The 17,669-nt window shown below is 60.5% G+C and carries 17 protein-coding genes, 1 tRNA gene and 2 pseudogenes; 14 read left to right on the top strand and 6 right to left on the bottom strand.

Annotation, left to right across the window (positions count from 1 at the left end; all coding sequences use genetic code 11):
* Positions 1-246, top strand: a pseudogene (locus AC0L2X_RS29935) (IS481 family transposase); the annotation flags it as partial.
* Between the two features lie 44 nt (positions 247-290).
* On the opposite strand, the gene AC0L2X_RS29930 reads toward AC0L2X_RS29935, so the two are convergent.
* Together AC0L2X_RS29930 and AC0L2X_RS29925 are read right to left on the bottom strand one after the other, a co-directional pair.
* Positions 291-365: transfer RNA gene (locus AC0L2X_RS29930), tRNA-Gln, on the bottom strand.
* A gap of 275 nt (positions 366-640) precedes the next feature.
* Positions 641-799: pseudogene (locus tag AC0L2X_RS29925) on the bottom strand (VOC family protein); the annotation flags it as partial.
* Between the two features lie 185 nt (positions 800-984).
* On the opposite strand from AC0L2X_RS29925, the gene ppdK reads away from it, so the two are divergent.
* The 6 genes from ppdK (at position 985) to AC0L2X_RS29895 (ending at position 7,465) form a co-directional block, all read left to right on the top strand.
* Positions 985-3,660, top strand: a complete 2,676-nt coding sequence (gene ppdK / locus AC0L2X_RS29920; RefSeq protein ID WP_473600926.1) for a pyruvate, phosphate dikinase — start codon at positions 985-987, stop codon at positions 3,658-3,660.
* Positions 3,661-3,821: 161 nt separating this feature from the next.
* Complete coding sequence (locus AC0L2X_RS29915) at positions 3,822-4,007, top strand: hypothetical protein (RefSeq protein ID WP_473600925.1); 186 nt, start codon at positions 3,822-3,824, stop codon at positions 4,005-4,007.
* 504 nt (positions 4,008-4,511) lie between these two features.
* Positions 4,512-4,679: a hypothetical protein gene (locus AC0L2X_RS29910; protein WP_352564264.1), complete on the top strand. Its 168-nt coding sequence runs from the start codon at positions 4,512-4,514 to the stop codon at positions 4,677-4,679.
* A 167-nt stretch (positions 4,680-4,846) separates the two neighbouring features.
* On the top strand, positions 4,847-5,011 hold the full coding sequence (locus tag AC0L2X_RS29905) for a hypothetical protein (RefSeq protein WP_473600924.1): 165 nt from the start codon (positions 4,847-4,849) through the stop codon (positions 5,009-5,011).
* 853 nt (positions 5,012-5,864) lie between these two features.
* Positions 5,865-6,587, top strand: coding sequence for a glycosyltransferase family 9 protein (locus tag AC0L2X_RS29900; protein WP_473600923.1), 723 nt, complete (start codon positions 5,865-5,867; stop codon positions 6,585-6,587).
* 140 nt (positions 6,588-6,727) lie between these two features.
* Positions 6,728-7,465, top strand: coding sequence for a polysaccharide deacetylase family protein (locus AC0L2X_RS29895; protein ID WP_473600922.1), 738 nt, complete (start codon positions 6,728-6,730; stop codon positions 7,463-7,465).
* Here AC0L2X_RS29895 and AC0L2X_RS29890 read toward each other — a convergent pair whose 3' ends face one another.
* On the bottom strand, positions 7,466-7,855 hold the full coding sequence (locus AC0L2X_RS29890; protein ID WP_473600921.1) for a DUF427 domain-containing protein: 390 nt from the start codon (positions 7,853-7,855) through the stop codon (positions 7,466-7,468).
* Positions 7,856-7,980: 125 nt separating this feature from the next.
* Complete coding sequence (locus tag AC0L2X_RS29885) at positions 7,981-8,367, bottom strand: hypothetical protein (protein WP_473600931.1); 387 nt, start codon at positions 8,365-8,367, stop codon at positions 7,981-7,983.
* A 176-nt stretch (positions 8,368-8,543) separates the two neighbouring features.
* Between AC0L2X_RS29885 and AC0L2X_RS29880 the strand changes: the two genes are divergently transcribed.
* On the top strand, positions 8,544-10,172 hold the full coding sequence (locus AC0L2X_RS29880; RefSeq protein WP_473600920.1) for a fatty-acid--CoA ligase: 1,629 nt from the start codon (positions 8,544-8,546) through the stop codon (positions 10,170-10,172).
* Between the two features lie 83 nt (positions 10,173-10,255).
* Entirely contained in the window at positions 10,256-11,041 is a 786-nt protein-coding gene (locus AC0L2X_RS29875) for a DUF1499 domain-containing protein (RefSeq protein ID WP_473600919.1), read from the top strand.
* 13 nt (positions 11,042-11,054) lie between these two features.
* Here AC0L2X_RS29875 and AC0L2X_RS29870 read toward each other — a convergent pair whose 3' ends face one another.
* Complete coding sequence (locus AC0L2X_RS29870; protein ID WP_473600918.1) at positions 11,055-11,963, bottom strand: MBL fold metallo-hydrolase; 909 nt, start codon at positions 11,961-11,963, stop codon at positions 11,055-11,057.
* Between the two features lie 114 nt (positions 11,964-12,077).
* Between AC0L2X_RS29870 and AC0L2X_RS29865 the strand changes: the two genes are divergently transcribed.
* The 4 genes from AC0L2X_RS29865 (at position 12,078) to AC0L2X_RS29850 (ending at position 16,402) form a co-directional block, all read left to right on the top strand.
* Positions 12,078-12,668, top strand: a complete 591-nt coding sequence (locus AC0L2X_RS29865) for a biotin transporter BioY (protein ID WP_473600917.1) — start codon at positions 12,078-12,080, stop codon at positions 12,666-12,668.
* A 355-nt stretch (positions 12,669-13,023) separates the two neighbouring features.
* Positions 13,024-13,614 (top strand): transcription termination/antitermination protein NusG, encoded by a 591-nt coding sequence (nusG, locus tag AC0L2X_RS29860; protein WP_473600916.1) that lies wholly within the window; start codon positions 13,024-13,026, stop codon positions 13,612-13,614.
* A gap of 147 nt (positions 13,615-13,761) precedes the next feature.
* On the top strand, positions 13,762-15,093 hold the full coding sequence (locus AC0L2X_RS29855) for a UDP-glucose dehydrogenase family protein (RefSeq protein WP_473600930.1): 1,332 nt from the start codon (positions 13,762-13,764) through the stop codon (positions 15,091-15,093).
* Positions 15,094-15,175: 82 nt separating this feature from the next.
* Entirely contained in the window at positions 15,176-16,402 is a 1,227-nt protein-coding gene (locus AC0L2X_RS29850) for a sugar transferase (protein ID WP_473600915.1), read from the top strand.
* A 71-nt stretch (positions 16,403-16,473) separates the two neighbouring features.
* Here AC0L2X_RS29850 and AC0L2X_RS29845 read toward each other — a convergent pair whose 3' ends face one another.
* A complete protein-coding gene (locus tag AC0L2X_RS29845) occupies positions 16,474-16,722 on the bottom strand; it encodes a hypothetical protein (RefSeq protein ID WP_473600932.1) in 249 nt (82 codons plus the stop codon).
* On the opposite strand from AC0L2X_RS29845, the gene gmd reads away from it, so the two are divergent.
* Entirely contained in the window at positions 16,618-17,658 is a 1,041-nt protein-coding gene (gene gmd / locus AC0L2X_RS29840) for a GDP-mannose 4,6-dehydratase (RefSeq protein ID WP_473600929.1), read from the top strand. The genes AC0L2X_RS29845 and gmd overlap by 105 nt on opposite strands.
* Positions 17,659-17,669: the final 11 nt, after the last annotated feature.

The following is a 17,669-nucleotide window of genomic DNA, read 5'->3' as shown; positions in this document are numbered from 1 at the left end:
GAGCTGGAATATCCCTTCCATGACAAGGACATTCTCGTCACCGCCTGCGGCCGCATCTGCATGCACAGGAAGAAGATCAACATCTCCACCGTGCTCGCCGGCCAGAGGCTCGGAATCACCGAAGTCGACGACGGCATTTGGCTCGTCTCCTTCATGCACTATGATCTGGGATATATCGACTTGGAACAGAGGACCTTGCAGACCATCGACAACCCGTTCGGCACGAAGCTGTCACCCATGTCTTAGGTACAAACTGTTACCCATGTCTCCGGGCCGTACATATGTGCCCTTGGCTGGGGCGCCAGGATTCGAACCTGGGAATGTCGGTACCAAAAACCGATGCCTTACCACTTGGCGACGCCCCATCAGTCGGGACGTGCCCGCTGCGCGCGGCCTTATAAGCCGAGCCGAGGGAAAGCTCAACGGCGAAGATACCAAGAGACCGATCCAATGTCTCAGGCCGCCAGTTCGCGATATGTCGGTTTTTTAAGCAACGCCATGGCCATTCACCTTTGGACCGCCACTTCATTGCCACCTGAATGGACGACTGATCCGGCTACAGCCGGGAACCAGAAGGTCGCCTTAGCCATAATGCCGCCAACAGCTTGAGGGGCTCGCGGACACCTCCTCGGGATTAGCCCTGAAAACCGCCGTCAAGCCCTTCGGCAAACGCTGAATACGTCGGCCCGTAATCCGTGAACGACCACGAGAAAGCCGCGCTGTAGAAAGCCTTCACGCTGTCCAGCGTGCCGCCCGTCGCCGGCATTTCCAGATAATCGAGCTTTCCGGTCATTATCATCGTCCTGCCAGTTGTTCATGTTATGTTCCACAACAAAGCTTTCCAAAAAGCAAGTCTTTTCGGCGCAGCTTTTCCTTAATCGATTGTAGAGGCCGGCCGGCTTGGTCGATGCCTTGCCTTTCGCACTGCAGCACCATATCGCTCGATTTGCCAACATTCCAATCTCCTGCAACCGGGGAGCAAGCATGACCAAATGGGTCTACACCTTTGGCGACGGCGCCGCGGAAGGCCGTGCCGGCGACCGCAATCTGCTCGGCGGCAAGGGCGCCAACCTTGCCGAAATGTGCAGCCTGGGCCTGCCGGTGCCGCCGGGCTTCACCATCACCACCGAAGTCTGCAACGCCTATTACGCCAACGGCCACGCCTATCCGGCCTCGCTGGAAGCGGATGTTTCGATTGCCCTCGACCATATCGGCCGGCTGACTGGGCGCCGTTTCGGCGATCCGTCGAAACTGCTTTTGGTCTCCGTGCGCTCCGGTGCCCGCGCTTCCATGCCCGGCATGATGGACACCGTGCTCAATCTCGGCCTCAACGACGAGACGGTCGAAGCCTTGGCTGCCGATTCAGGCGATCCGCGCTTTGCCTATGACAGCTATCGCCGTTTCATCCAGATGTATTCCGACGTCGTCATGGGCCTCGACCATGAGGTGTTCGAGGAGATCCTCGAAGACCAGAAGGGTGGCCTCGGCCATGAGCTCGACACCGAGCTGACAGCCATCGAATGGCAAGGCGTGATCGCGCTCTACAAGGCCAAGGTCGAGGAGGAGCTCGGAAAGCCGTTTCCGCAGGATCCGAACGAGCAGCTGTGGGGCGCGATCGGCGCGGTGTTTTCCAGCTGGATGAATAACCGCGCCATCACCTACCGGCGCCTGCACGACATTCCCGCAAGCTGGGGCACGGCGGTCAACGTCCAGGCCATGGTCTTCGGCAATATGGGCGACACCTCGGCCACCGGCGTTGCCTTCACCCGCAACCCCTCGACCGGCGAAAAACAGCTCTATGGCGAGTTCTTGGTCAACGCGCAGGGCGAGGATGTCGTTGCCGGCATCCGCACGCCGCAGAACATCACCGAGGCGGCGCGCATTGCCGCCGGCTCCGACAAGCCGTCGCTGCAGAAGCTGATGCCGGACGCCTTCCAGGCTTTCGTCAGCATCTCCGACCGCCTGGAAAAGCATTACCGCGACATGCAGGATCTCGAATTCACCATCGAACGCGGCAAATTGTGGATGCTGCAGACCAGGTCCGGCAAGCGCACCGCCAAGGCGGCGCTGAAGATTGCCGTCGACATGGCCAGGGATGGACTGATTTCGAAGGAAGAGGCTGTCGCCCGCATTGATCCGGCCTCGCTCGACCAGTTGCTACATCCGACGATCGATCCGAAGGCGGCGCGCGACATCATCGGCGTTGGCTTGCCGGCGTCTCCAGGTGCTGCCACCGGCGAGATCGTGTTTTCATCGAACGAGGCCGAGGAGGCCAAGACTCAAGGTCGCAAGGCGATCCTGGTGCGCATCGAGACCAGCCCCGAAGACATCCACGGCATGCATGCGGCCGAAGGCATCCTGACGACGCGCGGCGGCATGACCAGCCACGCTGCCGTTGTGGCGCGCGGCATGGGCAAGCCTTGCGTTTCGGGCGCCGGCTCGCTACGCGTCGACTACAAGGCCGGCACGCTGATGGCGATGGGGGCGACCTTCCGCAAGGGCGACATCATCACCATCGACGGCGGCAACGGCCAGGTGCTGAAGGGCGCCGTGCCGATGCTGCAGCCGGAACTCTCGGGCGATTTCGCCGCCATCATGGAATGGGCCGATGGCGCGCGCCGGATGAGGGTGCGCACCAATGCCGAGACGCCGCTCGATGCGCGCATGGCGCGGTCCTTCGGCGCCGAAGGCATTGGTCTTTGCCGCACCGAGCACATGTTCTTCGACGGCGACCGCATTGTTGCCATGCGCGAGATGATCCTGGCCGATACGGAAAAGGATCGGCGAACGGCGCTGGCCAAGCTGTTGCCGATGCAGCGCTCAGATTTCCTCGAACTGTTCGAGATCATGGCCGGGCTGCCGGTGACGATCCGCCTGCTCGATCCGCCGCTGCACGAATTCCTGCCCAAGACCGAGGAGGAGGTGGCCGAGGTCGCCGCCGCCATGAATGTGTCGCCGGACAGGCTCCGGCGGCGCACCGAAGCGTTGCACGAGTTTAATCCGATGCTCGGCCATCGCGGCTGCCGGCTTGCCATCTCCTATCCCGAAATCGCCGAGATGCAGGCGCGCGCCATTTTCGAGGCGGCCGTGGAGGCCGGCAGGAAGGCCGGTGCGCTGGTGGTTCCGGAGATCATGGTGCCGCTGGTCGGGCTGGTGAAGGAGCTCGAGTTCGTCAAGGCACGCATTGATGCCGTCGCCAAAAGCGTCATGGAAGAGACGGGCGTCAAGATCGATTACCTCACGGGTACGATGATCGAACTGCCGCGTGCCGCGATCCGCGCCCACCTCATCGCCGGGGCGGCCGAATTCTTCTCCTTCGGCACCAACGATTTGACCCAGACCACGTTCGGTATCTCGCGCGACGACGCGGCCTCATTCCTCGAGACCTACCGGCAAAAAGGTATCATCGAGCAGGATCCATTCGTGTCGCTCGACATAGAGGGCGTCGGCGAGCTGGTGCGGATGGCGGCCGAGAAGGGCAGGGCGACGCGACCCGACATCAAGCTCGGCATTTGCGGCGAACATGGCGGCGACCCGGCTTCGATCCATTTCTGCGAAAAGGTCGGCCTTGACTACGTCTCGTGCTCGCCATACCGGGTGCCGATCGCCAGGCTGGCCGCCGCGCAAGCGGCGGTGCAGGCTGCAAAAGTCGGAACGTGAATAGATCCCGCCCGGAGATGTCGGACGGAGGCCGAACTTGGCGAACGTTGCAATCTCTGGGGTCGGTAGCCTGTTTGCAGCACTGGCTAATGGATTCCTGGCGCGGCAAGGAAGGTTGATGTTTTCGACCCGCCGTGTGAATTGGCGACGGGATGGTGCACATGTCTGATGATGAACAAACCGCTGCGGCGCGCTGGACGGTGAAGTCCGAACTCCGCGCCGTCGGTCGCGACAAGCCGCTGCTCGCGGTGCTGGCGGCGATCCTCTGCCTCTATTGTGCGTTCATCGCCGGACCGATCGTCTATGCGGTGCTGGCCATCAACGGCATTGCGGATTTCTTCAAATGAAGCCGGTTCCGGCGATTTCGCGCCGGCCCGGCACGTTGCGTTTACCGGCCCCGAAATTGCTCGACCTGGATGAAATTGCTTAGCCGGGATGAAACCGTTCCCGTCTATCGTTCGTACCTGTAGCGGGTACCGGAGGACACGTGACAATAAGAATCAGGCTTCCAGGCGGGACTTTGAAGATCAAGAAAAGGGTCGAGCTGCGGCGTCGCGAGCAGAAGCGCGAGGTGCCGGTTTGGCAGGTCGGCAATTACTTCGTCATCTGGTGGCCAAGCGGGATGTCCGATCGTCCATCCTCGCCCAACAAATCCTCGCCCAGGAAATAGCCCCCGCACCCAACGATCCCGGCTGGGCATGACGTTTCCGTGCAGGATCAGGAACCGCCGTGCGCGCCAAAACTTCCGAGACCGCTCGACAAATCCCAGAAAAAGTCGGCGGGCGGGCGTTGACTCTTCCGCCACGGAAGGTCTTTGATGCTGCATTGCACAATTTGGGGCGGCGGAAGCGATGGCAGTGCGTATCAGAATGCCAGGCGGCACGCTGAAGGTGAAAGTGTACCGCGAATTGCGCGACCGTGAGCGCGCCCGCCGCATACCCGTCGTCAAGATCGGCCGGGTTTATTTCACCTGGTGGTCGAACCGCCAGCGCCTGGTTGACGATCAGTCGCCAGGGTGACGCATCAGTTTTTTCGGCCTGGCATGCGCCTGGGAAAGCCGCCCCAACCTCCGCAGGCCAGCTTGCAAAATAAGTTGATGATGCAGCTGTTGACTCTTCCGTAACGGAAGGTCTCTACTTACCGCATTGCACGAAAATTGCTGCGTTGCACAACGGGAGTTGGACCGATGGCAGTGCGTATCAGGTTGCCGGGCGGCACTCTGAAGATGAAGACCTATCGTGAGTTGCGAGCCAGGGAACGCGACCGCCGCGTGCCTGTGATGAAGATGGGCTCGCTGTATTTTGTCTGGTGGTCGAAGTCTCAAGGCCAGGCACAGGGCAACTCTCGGTAAACCAGTGGGTCATGCAGCATGATCCCTGGGCGCGCACACGACGGCGGAAGCTTCGGGTTGCATAGTCTCTCGTGAAGACCCGTTTGACCAGTCTCGTATAACCAGTCTCATATAAATGTGTGTTCCAACAAAGTGTGCCGCGGGCGGGTGCGACGATTGATCATTGCTGGCACGGTGGACGTGATCCTTCACGTGCCCGTTCAAGACGCGAAGCACGCACTGTGACCTTGCGCTTTGAGGGCGCTTTTGGGATTGCCGCGTCGACTTTGATCCGCTCGATCTGGAACAGATCTGCCGCGTAGTCGGGGGCGAAGGTTGCAAAGAACGGCCGCGGATAGGAGTTGGAGTCCGCCGGCATCTGACCTTACCGATTTGTAACCGAATTCACGCGAACGTGCGTGTGTCGGCTCCAAATCCCGACATCGTTTCTGCCCAGCTTCCGGCCCCCGAACCCGCCCCGGTGCCAGAAACAGATGTTGCAGAACCCGCCCACGCACGTCCGCTCGATTCTCATCCTCCAGACGAAATTCATCGGCGATCTTGTCCTCGCTTCCGCGCTCGCCAGAAACCTGCGCCTCCAATATCCAAAGGCCAGGATCGTGTTCCTTTGCGAGGCGAACTTTGCCAGTTTCCTGTTGGCTCATGGCATCGCGTCGGACGTGGTGGCGTTCCGACGCGTACGGATGCGTGGCACCCCTGTGCAGCGTGGTCGCGAGCTTTACTCGATGGTGCGCGCTCTGCGCCGGTTCCGGTTTGACCTGACCATCGACCTGGCCGATTCCAAAACCTCACGCACATCGTCAGGCTCGTCAACGCCAAGACCCGCGTCGGGTATGATCCTCCCGAAAAACCTTTGCGCTGGCTGGAACGCCAGCCCGCCAACGTCCTGGCCAAACCGTTTGGCTTTGGTGGCCAGCATTATCTCTACCCCTATCTTTCGCCGCTTGAGGCGCTCGGCGTGGAGTTGCGTGCGCCGGTCCCAAAGATTGAGCCGCTGCCGCTGGAGACCGCCAAGGCATCGGCGCTTCTCGACCGGCATCATCTTCGGCGTAACGCCTTCATAGCCATTCATGCAGGAGCGAGCTTCCGGGGGCGGCAATGGCAGCCGGAACGTTTTGCGCTGGCGATCGACGAGATCTCGCGGCAGACCGGGTTGGACTTCCTGCTTGTCGGCGGCTCCGATGAACGGGCATCTGCCGAGCGCATCGTCGCCAAGGCCGCTTCGCCGGTCGTCAACGTGGTCGGGGCGCTGTCGCTGACAACGCTGCTGGCGGTCCTTGGCCAGGCGCGCCTGTTTCTGGGAAACGAGAGTGGCCCGATGCACATGGCCGCCGCCGTCGGAACGCCGGTTGTCGGCCTGTTCGGCCTGACCGACCCAGCCATCTGGGGCCCTGTCGGCGTGGCCAGTGTTACGCCGCGGCCCTCCATGCCTTGCGAGTGCATAGCCAGGGACCTGTGCCGCCGTCCCGATCCGAGCAAGGCTTGCTGCGTCTGGCGACTTGAGGTCAAAGCGGTGGTCGACGCGGTGCGCGCGATCCTTTCACGTAAGGTTAAGGACGTGGAGCACGCATTGTGACCTCGCGCTTGCCAAAGGTCAGGCCGGCGGTCAAATTGCCGCTGCCGACGCTTTTGCAGGAGCATCGTCCCGATTTCCGCCTTGATGGCGGTCTTGGGGTCGCCGCTTCAATTTTGATCCGGCCGACCTGGAAATAATCGATGCGCCCGTTCCAAAAGTTTTTTTGCGCCATTGCGATATCGCTGTGGGCTGTTTCTCCTGGCAACGCCCAGTTGCTCGTCGCACCGACGCTGCATATCAAGGCCGAGGCGGGCAGCGGCCGCGTCGCGCTGACGCTCGATGCGTGCGGCGGAAGGACCGACACACGGATTCTCTCGGCGCTGGTGGAAAACAAGATTCCTGCCACCATTTTCGTCACCGGCATCTGGCTGAAGCACAACGCCGCCGCCGTCGAGATCATGCGGGCGCATCCCGAACTGTTTGAATTGGAAAACCATGGCGGCCGCCATGTCCCGGCCGTCGACACGCCGCAAAAGATCTACGGCATTCGCAGTGCTGGCAGCCCGGAGGCCGTGCTGGCCGAGGTCGAATCGGGTGCTGCCGCTCTTGCGGTGACCGGCGAACCGGCACCGAAATGGTTTCGCGGCGCAACCGCCGAATACAGTCCGTCGGCAATCGCGATGATACGCAAGCTTGGCTTCAAGATCGCCGGATTCTCAATCAACGGCGATGGCGGCTCATTGCTCGGCGCAAAAGAGACCGCCCGGCGCATTGCCGCAGCAAAGGACGGCGACGTCATCATCGCTCACATCAACCAGCCGACCCATGCGGCCGGCGAAGGCGTGGTGCAGGGACTTCTGGCGCTGAAGGCCAAGGGCCTCACCTTCGTGCGTCTCGACGATGCCGACGGCGTCGGCGATGAAGGCACCACCGACTGATCAGTCGGGCGTGGCCTCGATGGTCACCTTGTTCGGATAGAACGCGCCGTGGTCGCGGATATCGGCCATCTCGTCGAACGGCCGCTCATATGCCCACATCGCATCCTTGCCTCCATCGCCGGCAGGCAGCACGCTCCAATAGCTGGCATCGCCCTTATAGGGGCAATGGGTCGAGTGTTCGGTCTTGCCAAGCTGTTTGAAGTCGATGTCGCCGAACGGAATGTAGAAAACCGGGGGGTAGGGCGATTCGGTCAGCACTTTGACCTTGCTGGACGAAGCGATGACGACATCGCCGGCGCGCACCGTCACGGTGCCCTTGTAAGGTTCGATGGTGATGACCTTGCCGGGATTGCGTTGAAAGCCGGGTGCCGAGTTTGCAGTCTGGTCCATGTCGGGTCTCCTTGCCTCAACCCCAAGATGTGTCCGGCAAGAGCCTTGAGCAAGAGCTGCCTGCCGCCTGGCGGGCGTCGCCCGCAAGGGAAATCTTGCGCTTTCCTCCGATACCTCGCCTAGAACTAGGCGGCGGCCTGGAATGCGTCCATCAACCCGGCATAGGCGGCGGCAATGCCGGCCACCGGATTGGTGCTTTTCGAGGTGGTCTCGACCTTCAGCGCACCACCGCTGGTCGGCAAGGTGAGCAGCAGGAACTGGCGACTGCCGCCGTCGCCGACGCAGGCGGCAGCGACGTGCTGGCTTTCGCCCTCGTTCTCGACGCACATCTTGAACAAGAGCGTGCCTCCGACCGCCTCAAGGGCGCCACCGACGACCTCGACGAATTCATCTTCGGAAACGGCTTTGGCGTCAGGCACCAGATCGGCCTGCGCGACATCGGCCGCCACCAGATCGGCCAGACTTTCGGCAAGCGTATTTTCGAGGGCTTTGTCGTTGAGCTGCGCGTCCATGCGAACCTCTTTCATTCGCCAATCCGCCCCGCCCGTTAATCAACGTTAACGCCGAGCATGGCCGGATTGTGGCGAATTCGGCCTCATTTGGCTCGATGCACCGCTCCAGCCCGGTCCTGACTGGACAATCCGCCGGTTCGCTCCACAATGGCGAAAAAAATAACGGGAGGAACAAGATGCTCGGGCTGATGCAGGAATGGCCACTGCTTTGCCATAAACTGATCGACAATGCCGAGCGGCAGCACGGCAGCCGCGAGATCGTGTCGCGTTCGATCGAAGGGCCGATCGTGCGCAGCACATATGCGGAAATCCATGATCGTGCCCTCAAGGTCGCCGAGCGGCTCGAGCGTGACGGTTTCGGGCTTGGCGACCGCATCGCGACCCTGGCCTGGAACACCGCGCGCCACATCGAGGCCTGGTACGGCATCATGGGTGTCGGCGCCATCTATCACACGCTCAACCCGCGGCTCTTTCCAGAGCAGATCACCTGGATCATGAACAATGCCGGGGACAAGGCGATCTTCGTCGACCTGACCTTCCTGCCGCTGCTTGAAAAGATCGCCGGCGCGGTCAAGTCGCTGAAGCAGGTTGTCGTGCTGACCGACAACGCGCATTTGCCGGAGACTGCGCTGCCCAATGTGGTTGCCTACGAAGAATGGCTTGCTGAAGCCGCCGGCAACTTCGCCTGGAAGACATTCGACGAAAACACCGCCGCCGGTATGTGCTACACCTCGGGCACGACAGGCGATCCGAAAGGCGTCCTCTACAGCCATCGTTCGAACGTGCTGCACGCCATGATCGCCGCGATGCCCGACGCCATGGGCATGTCGTCGCGCGATACCATACTACCGGTCGTGCCGATGTTTCACGCCAATGCCTGGGGCCTTGCCCAGAGCGCGCCGATGGTCGGCGCCAAACTGGTCATGCCCGGCAGCAAGATGGATGGCGCTTCGATCTACGAGCTGCTCGACACCGAGCAGGTGACCTTCAGCGCGGCCGTGCCGACGGTGTGGATGATGCTCCTCCAGCATCTGGAAGAGACCGGCAAGAAACTGCCCTATCTGCAGAAAGTCGTCATCGGCGGCTCGTCCTGTCCACGCGCGCTCACGACGAAGTTCCAGGACAGTTACGATGTCCAGGTCGTCCACGCCTGGGGCATGACCGAGATGTCGCCGCTCGGCACGCTTTGCACCCTGAAGCCGGATTACGCCGGGCTGAAGGGCGAGGCCCGCCTCGGCGTCCAGCAGAAACAAGGCTTTACACCGTTCGGGATCGAAATGAAGGTGACGGACGACGCCGGCAGCGAACTGCCATGGGACGGCAAGACCTTCGGCCGGCTCAAGGTCCGCGGGCCGGCCGTCGCGCGCGCCTATTATGGCGGCATCGGATCCGAACAGTTCGATCAAGACGGCTGGTTCGATACCGGTGACGTCGCGCATATCGACCCCGGAGGCTATATGCAGATCACCGACCGCGCTAAGGATGTGATCAAGTCGGGCGGCGAATGGATCTCGACCATCGAGCTCGAGAACCTGGCGGTCGGCCACCCCGATGTGGCGGAGGCCGCCGCCATCGGCATTCCGCATTCGAAATGGGGCGAGCGGCCTTTGCTCGTGGTCGTGCGCAAGCCGGGTAGGGAGCCGACCAAGACGGATATTCTCGCTTTCATGGACGGCAAGGTGGCGAAGTGGTGGATGCCGGACGACGTCGCCTTTGTCGGCGAAATCCCACACACCGCTGCCGGCAAGATCCAGAAGATTACCTTGCGCCACCAGTTCCGGGACTATCACCTGCCGACGGATTGACCGCAGATGCGGCGTCTTTGCGCCTTCAAGCCGCCGCTGAAAGGCACTATGCCTTTGTTCGGGTTGGGGCAGCGCGGAAAACAATGACGGGAATTCCCGAGCGACAAACGTCGAGGGCTGCCGGTTGGTCGCGGCGCGCCGGCGCGTTTTCGGCAGTCCTGCTGCTAACCGCTCTCGTCGGCCATCGCTATGACCTCGTCGAGACCCAAGCTTTCCTATGGGTGCTTGGCATTGTCGCCTTGCTGGCCGCGTTTGCGCTTTTGTTTGCCGGGTTTGCCTTTGCGCGATTGTGGAACTTCGGTGATCGTGGCGGCCAAGACCTGACCGCCGGAGCCTTGCTGGCGCTTCTGGTGCTCGTCCCTTACGCTGTCGCGGCCTATTGGGCGGCGACCTATCCGCCGCTGCGCGACATCTCGACGGATTTCGACGACCCGCCGGCACTCGATATTTCTACCCGGACAAAGGACATGAACGAGCTTTTGCCGCCGACACCCGGCGAGCAGCGCCTGCAAATCGAAGCTTATCCGCTTGTTACCGGGCGCAGCTACACCTTGCCTTTCGATCGCGTTCTGGAGGCGGTCAAAACCGTGCTGGATCGGCGCGGCTGGCAGCTCATGGCGCCGTTTCCAGCGGCAGCAGGGCAAAGCGACGTGACGGTCGATGCGCTGGCCAAGAGCTTGCTGCTTGGCCTTCCCGCCGATGTCGCCATCCGTGTGACCGACGACGGCGATGCGGTCATCGTCGATATGCGCTCGGCCTCGCGTTACGGCCGCCACGACCTTGGCGACAATGCAGCGCGCATCACCGATTTTCTTGCAGAACTCGACCAGGAAGTCGCCGGCCAGGTGGGCGTGGCGCCGGCGGAATGATATCGGAAGGGTACTACTTTGCCGGCGAATAGATTCCGTCGATAGCCGGCGCGCCATCGGTGTGGACCAAGCCGCGCGCCACCAAGTCTTCCAGGTGGGCAAGCACCGACAGGCCGGCCGCGCCATGCAGGCGCGGGTCGGTGTCTCGATAGATCGCCTCCACCATGTCCTTGATTGTCCGGTCGCCGCTGTTGATCCGCTCCAGAATTGCCCGTTCGCGCATTTTGCGATGCGTTTTCAATCCGCCCATGAAGCTGCGCGGCTCGGTCACCGGCCCACCATGACCTGGCAGCAGCAGCCGGTCGTCACGTTCGATCAGCCGGTCGAGCGATGTCATGTAGTCGGCCATCGCGCCATCCGGCGGCGCGACGATCGTGGTTGCCCACGCCATGACGTGATCGGCTGAGAAAAGGATGCCGGTTCCCTCCAGCGCGAAGGCCGCGTGATTGGCGGTATGGCCGGGCGTCAGCACCGTCCGGATCGCCCAGCCGTCGCCGTCGATCACCATATCGTCCGGCAGCGCGATATCAGGAACAAAGTCTGTGTCGGCGCTGGCATCGAGCGGATTGACCTCGCCGGTACGCAACGGCCGCGCCGGGCGATGCCGGCCCTCTGCCAGAACCACCGCACCCGTATGCTGCTTCAACCGCGCCGCCAGCGGCGAATGGTCGCGATGGGTGTGGCTGATGAAGATATGGCTGACCGGCCTGGTCCCGATCGTTTCGAGCAGTGTTCGAAGATGTGCCTCGTCATCCGGTCCGGGATCGATCACCGCCAGCGTCTCGCGCCCGACGATATAGCTATTGGTTCCGTGAAAGGTGAATGGGCTTGGGTTCCTGGCGGTGACGCGTTGAATACCAGGCGCAACGGCTACGCCCTGGCCGAAGGCCAGATCGAAGCGTGTATCGAATTTCAGCGCCATGCGAACGTCGCTACCTTTTTTGGGGCGAGGGCAAAACCGATTGCCGCATAGCACGGAAGCCAATATAGGAAAACGCAAGGCCGCGTTCGGCGGCAATCCGGAACGGGGAAGACCATGGCAACTGCAACGACGATGCGTCCGCTCATTTCTCTCGCTTTGCCTGAAAAGGGCACGGCCCGGCTGGCAGGACAGCTTTTGCTGGCGATCGCCGGAACGCTGCTGCTGATCTTGTCTGCCAGGACCAAGGTCATGCTCGGACCGGTGGACATCTCGATGCAGACGCTCGCCGTCTTCCTGATCGCTGCCTCCTTCGGCATGCGCCTTGGCGTCGCCACGCTGCTTCTCTACATGGCAGAGGGCGCGTTGGGCCTTCCGGTCTTCCAGAGCACGCCCGAAAAGGGCATCGGTATCGCTTACATGCTCGGTTCGACCGGCGGTTATCTAGCCGGCTTCGTCGTCATGGCGGCGATCGTCGGCTGGGCTGCCGACCGTGGCTGGGATCGCCATCCGATCAAGCTCTTCAATGCCATGCTGGTGGCCGAGATCGTCATGATGGCAATGGGCTTTGCGTGGCTGGCGCTGTTGATCGGCCCGGAAAAATCCTGGCAGTTCGGGGTGGTGCCCTTCATAGTCGGCGATCTGATCAAGATAGCGCTGGCCGCGAGCCTGGTGCCGGCTGTCTGGTCGCTGCTGAAGCAGTCGTGAAGCCGGTCGAGCGGAACCGAAGTCAGAACATCACTGCACGTTGCATCGCTGTCACTATGTTGTTGGCTGAACCCCATGACTCGGCGAGCCCGTCACACTAGCTTCAAGTCGACGGACTAAGTACCAGAACCGACGGGCGATTCGTCACGACCAGCGTAACCAAGCACCTACGTATGGAAATAAATTGCTCGACATAGCATCTCAGTCAGCTGAAAAAGAAAGCGGCTCGATGATTATTTAGGCACAGCTAAATTTCTGGACAATGTGTAGGAAATTCTTAACCCAACCGCCTTGACTCTAGTGGCTTGGTTGCTTGTTGGTATCCACACACTGTCGTAACCGTTGACCTAAGATCATGCCGCCGACCGCCGAAGGAAGACACGTGAGTAGCGCGGAAAAAATAACGAGTAAGGCTACAGCCCTGTCGCCTGAGCCGACCGCCGCGCCGGCAACGCGCTGGTATGCGGCCAGCGTCTTTCCTGGAAAGGAGCATGTCGCCGAGCGGCATCTCCGGATCCAGGGATTCCAGCCCTTTGTGCCGCGCTGCGAGAAAACCGTGCGTCATGCCCGGCGGCTCGAAACACGAGTTGCGGCTTATTTTCCCGGTTATATGTTCATCGCCCTTGACGTCGCGTCGCAACGTTGGCGCTCGATCAACGGAACCTTCGGTGTGCGTTCCCTCGTCATGCAAGGGGACCGGCCTTTGCCTGTCCCCTCCGGTCTGGTAGAGCGCTTCATTGCGTTGACCGGCAGGCAAGGCCTGCTCGACTTCAGTGGCGGCCTCGCAGCCGGTGCTTCGGTTCGGATCCTTTCCGGCCCGTTCGCGGACATGATCGGTCGCCTTGACCAGCTCGATCCAGCCGGAAGGGCTCGGGTTCTGGTTGCCATCATGAATGGCGAGATACCTGTCGACCTCGATACCAGGGATCTCGTCGCCATCGCATAGTCCTAAGCATCGAGGTGCGGCGAGGCGATGCAAATTGCTGTAGGATCGGCTCTCGGGTTTTCACCCGGGAGTGCGGTAGCCGTTCTTCGGTGGGACCAGGCGCTGTCTGACGAGATCGTCTCGTCGGCGCTGATGAGAGTACGCGATATGCGGATAACAATGATTGGTGCCGGCTATGTAGGGCTCGTCTCGGGCGCCTGCTTCGCCGACTTTGGCCATCAGGTCTGCTGCGTCGATCGTGATGCGGAAAAGCTTGCCATGCTCAAACTCGGCAAGATACCGATCTACGAGCCAGGGCTCGACGACCTCGTAACCACGAACACCGCGCAAGGTCGCTTGCGTTTCGACGACAATCTGGCCGATGCGGTTTCGCAATCGGATGTCGTCTTCATCGCCGTGGGCACGCCGTCGCGGCGTGGCGATGGGCACGCCGATCTGTCCTTCGTCTACGATGCGGCCGCCGAAGTCGGTCGGGCGCTCAAAGGATTTACGGTCGTGGTGACGAAATCGACCGTCCCTGTCGGTACCGGCGACGAGGTCGAACGGATCATCCGCGAGCAAAATCCGGCCGCCGATTTTGCGGTGGTCTCCAATCCGGAATTTCTTCGCGAAGGATCGGCCATCGAGGATTTCAAGCGGCCCGACCGCATCATCGTCGGGACCGATGCAGAACGGGCCAAGGCGGTCATGGCCGAGATCTACCGCCCGCTCTCGTTGAATGTCGCGCCGATATTCTATACGAGCCGGCGTACGGCTGAACTCACCAAATATGCCGGCAACGCGTTTCTGGCCATGAAGATCACCTTCATCAACGAAATTGCCGATCTCTGCGAGCGGTTGGGAGCCGATGTGCAGGACGTCGCGCGCGGCATCGGCATGGACAACCGTATCGGCGCAAAGTTTCTTCATGCCGGGCCGGGCTATGGCGGCTCCTGTTTCCCGAAAGATACGCTGGCACTGGTCAAGACCGCGCAGGACGCGGCAAGCCCGGTACGGCTGATTGAAACGACGGTCTCGATAAACGACCAGCGCAAGCGGGCGATGGCGCGCAAGGTGGTTGAGGCCTGCGGCGGCTCTGTGCGCGGCAAGACTGTCGGTATCCTTGGCCTTACGTTCAAGCCGAACACCGACGACATGCGCGATGCCCCCTCATTGGCCATCATTCAGGCACTCCAGGATGCAGGCGCTTTGATCAAGGCCTATGATCCGGTCGGCATGGAGCAGGCGCGCAAAATGATCGAGGGCATTGAATTCGGGGAAAGCGCCTACGCGGTGGCCGACGGCGCGCACGCGATCGTCATCGTCACCGAGTGGAACGCGTTTCGGTCACTGGATCTGAAGCGGCTCCGTGCACTCATGGCGACGCCGGTGATGGTCGACCTGCGAAACATCTATCGCGGCGAGGACGTGCGAAAGGAAGGCATTGCCTACACCAGCGTCGGAAGAGCGGACGACATGTCGTCAAAGGAGCGGAGATAAAGCTCTGATCGATCGAGTTCACGGGATTCACTTGAGCACTTCCACGATAAATCTGCCTAAGGCGAGACATCTCCTGCTTCGCATGCGTTTCCAGCTCCTTGGTGGGTTGACGTTCGCTATTTTGATTCCCGCGCTAATTCGGATGTCGTTTGGCTTCGGCGCGATCTTCTCCTCCAACATGCAGGTCACAATTGTGGCTGCGTTTATTGCTCACACTGCCGGTTACCTGTTTTATAAGCGCATCGGCAACTTTCCCGGCGTCGCGGCGACTGGCTACATTCTTCCGACCTTCGCGCTGACATACGGAATTGTATTTGCAACCATCTTCTTTTTTCGGATGGACTACAGCCGGTTCCAGGCGGCAGCGAGTTTCGTCCAGTCGACGTTGTGGTATTTCGGTTTGAGCTTGGCCACCCGGCGGCTCGACGCACACCGGCTGGCGATAATTCCTGGCGGAGACGTCAACAGACTGGAGAGCATACCGGGCGTTAACTGGCACAGAATTCATTCGCCTGACACGGTCGTCGAGTACGCGACGGGTGTGGTCGCCGATCTCCGGGCCGACCTTTCAGGTGAGTGGGAGCGCTATATTGCCGACCGCGCGCTTTCGGGAACACCGGTCTATCACGTCAAGCAAATCAGTGAGTCGCTCACTGGCAGGGTAGAGATCGAGCATCTGTCTGAAAATACATTGGGATCCTTGAATCCAAATCAGGCTTACCTCAAGGTGAAGCAGGCAACAGACTGGGCTTCCGCATCGTTTGTGCTTCTCGTTCTCTCGCCATTGCTGCTGTTCGTGGCGATTGCCGTAAAGATCGATTCACCTGGACCTGCGCTATTTAAACAAAAGCGAATGGGCTATAGAGGCCGTCCGTACGAGGTCTACAAATTTCGAACGATGAAACTCAGCGACACAGTTGTCGACGAGAAGGAAGCGGCCATCACCAAGGCCGGCGATTCACGGATCACCCGCTTGGGGCAACTCTTGAGAAAATCCAGGATCGACGAGTTGCCGCAGGCCTTCAACATCCTTCGCGGCGAGATGAGCTGGATCGGACCGCGGCCCGAAGCACTCGTACTGTCGCAATGGTACGAAGCGGAGCTGCCGTTTTATCGGTATCGGCACATCGTTCGTCCCGGAATTACCGGATGGGCGCAGGTCAACCAGGGCCATGTTGCGGCCGTCGACGATGTTCTGGAAAAACTTCACTATGACTTCTACTACATCAAGAATTTCTCCCCTTGGCTCGACGTGCTGATTGTGTTTCGTACCATCCGAACCATGCTCACGGGATTTGGCGCGCGTTGACAATGCGGTAAAGATCGCTAGTCGACATAGCCAAGCCGCCGCTCACGAGCTTCGCGGGATGAGGATAGCCATCAGCTGTTTTGAAAATGGGTATTTGCAACGTCTAAAGTTGCGCTGATCAGCGTTGAAAATACCGTCGTATCGACCTCGGAGAAAGCACAATGACTAGGAAGACCGCGCTCATCACCGGCATCACCGGCCAGGACGGCGCCTATCTGGCGGAACTTCTTTTGGCAAAGGGCTATGATGTCCACGGCATCAAGCGGCGGTCGTCGTCGTTCAATACCGGCCGTATCGACAATCTTTACCAGGATCCGCATGAAAAGAACGTAAGGCTGTCGCTTCACTATGGCGATATGACCGACGCCACCAACCTCATCCGCATCGTCCAGGAAGTTCAACCTGACGAAATTTATAATCTTGCCGCACAATCGCATGTCCAGGTGAGCTTCGAGACCGCGGAATATACGGCAAATGCCGATGCGATCGGTACATTGCGGCTGCTCGAAGCCATCCGGCTGCTTGGCCTGTCAAAAAAGACCCGTTTCTATCAGGCATCGACGTCCGAGCTCTACGGCAAGGTGCAGGAGATCCCACAGCGAGAGACGACGCCCTTTTATCCCCGCTCGCCCTATGCGGCTGCAAAGATCTATGCCTACTGGATCACCGTGAATTACCGCGAAGCCTACGATATCCATGCTTCCAATGGCATCCTGTTCAATCATGAAAGTCCTATGCGCGGCGAGACGTTTGTCACCCGCAAGATCACGCGCGCGGCCGCCGCGATAAGCCTGGGCCTTCAGGACAAGCTCTATCTTGGCAATTTATCGGCGGAACGCGATTGGGGCCATGCCCGCGACTACGTCAAGGGCATGTGGCGAATTCTTCAGCATGAAGTGCCCGACGACTATGTCCTTGCAACCGGCGTAAAGAATTCGGTCCGCCGTTTTGTCGAGCTTGCATTTAACGAGGTCGGAATCGAGGTTCGATGGGTTGGATCCGGCATCAATGAAAAAGGCATTGATGCAAAATCAGGCACCGTTCTGGTCGAAGTAGATCCGCGTTATTTCAGACCGACCGAAGTTGAGCTTCTGCTCGGCGACCCTGCGAAAGCGGAGCGTGTTCTCGGATGGAAGGCAACCACCTCGTTGGCCACAATGGTCCAAGAAATGGTCCAGTCCGATCTCGAAACGGTAAAGCGCGAGTCGGAGCACCGGCGCTTGGACGAAGATCGGATGCGCGTTGCGGCCCAGTAAGTAATGGACTG

This window comes from Mesorhizobium sp. WSM4828 (assembly GCF_055811175.1).
The sequence above is the reverse complement of the archived record's forward strand: the minus strand, read 5'-3'. Positions and strand labels throughout refer to the sequence as shown.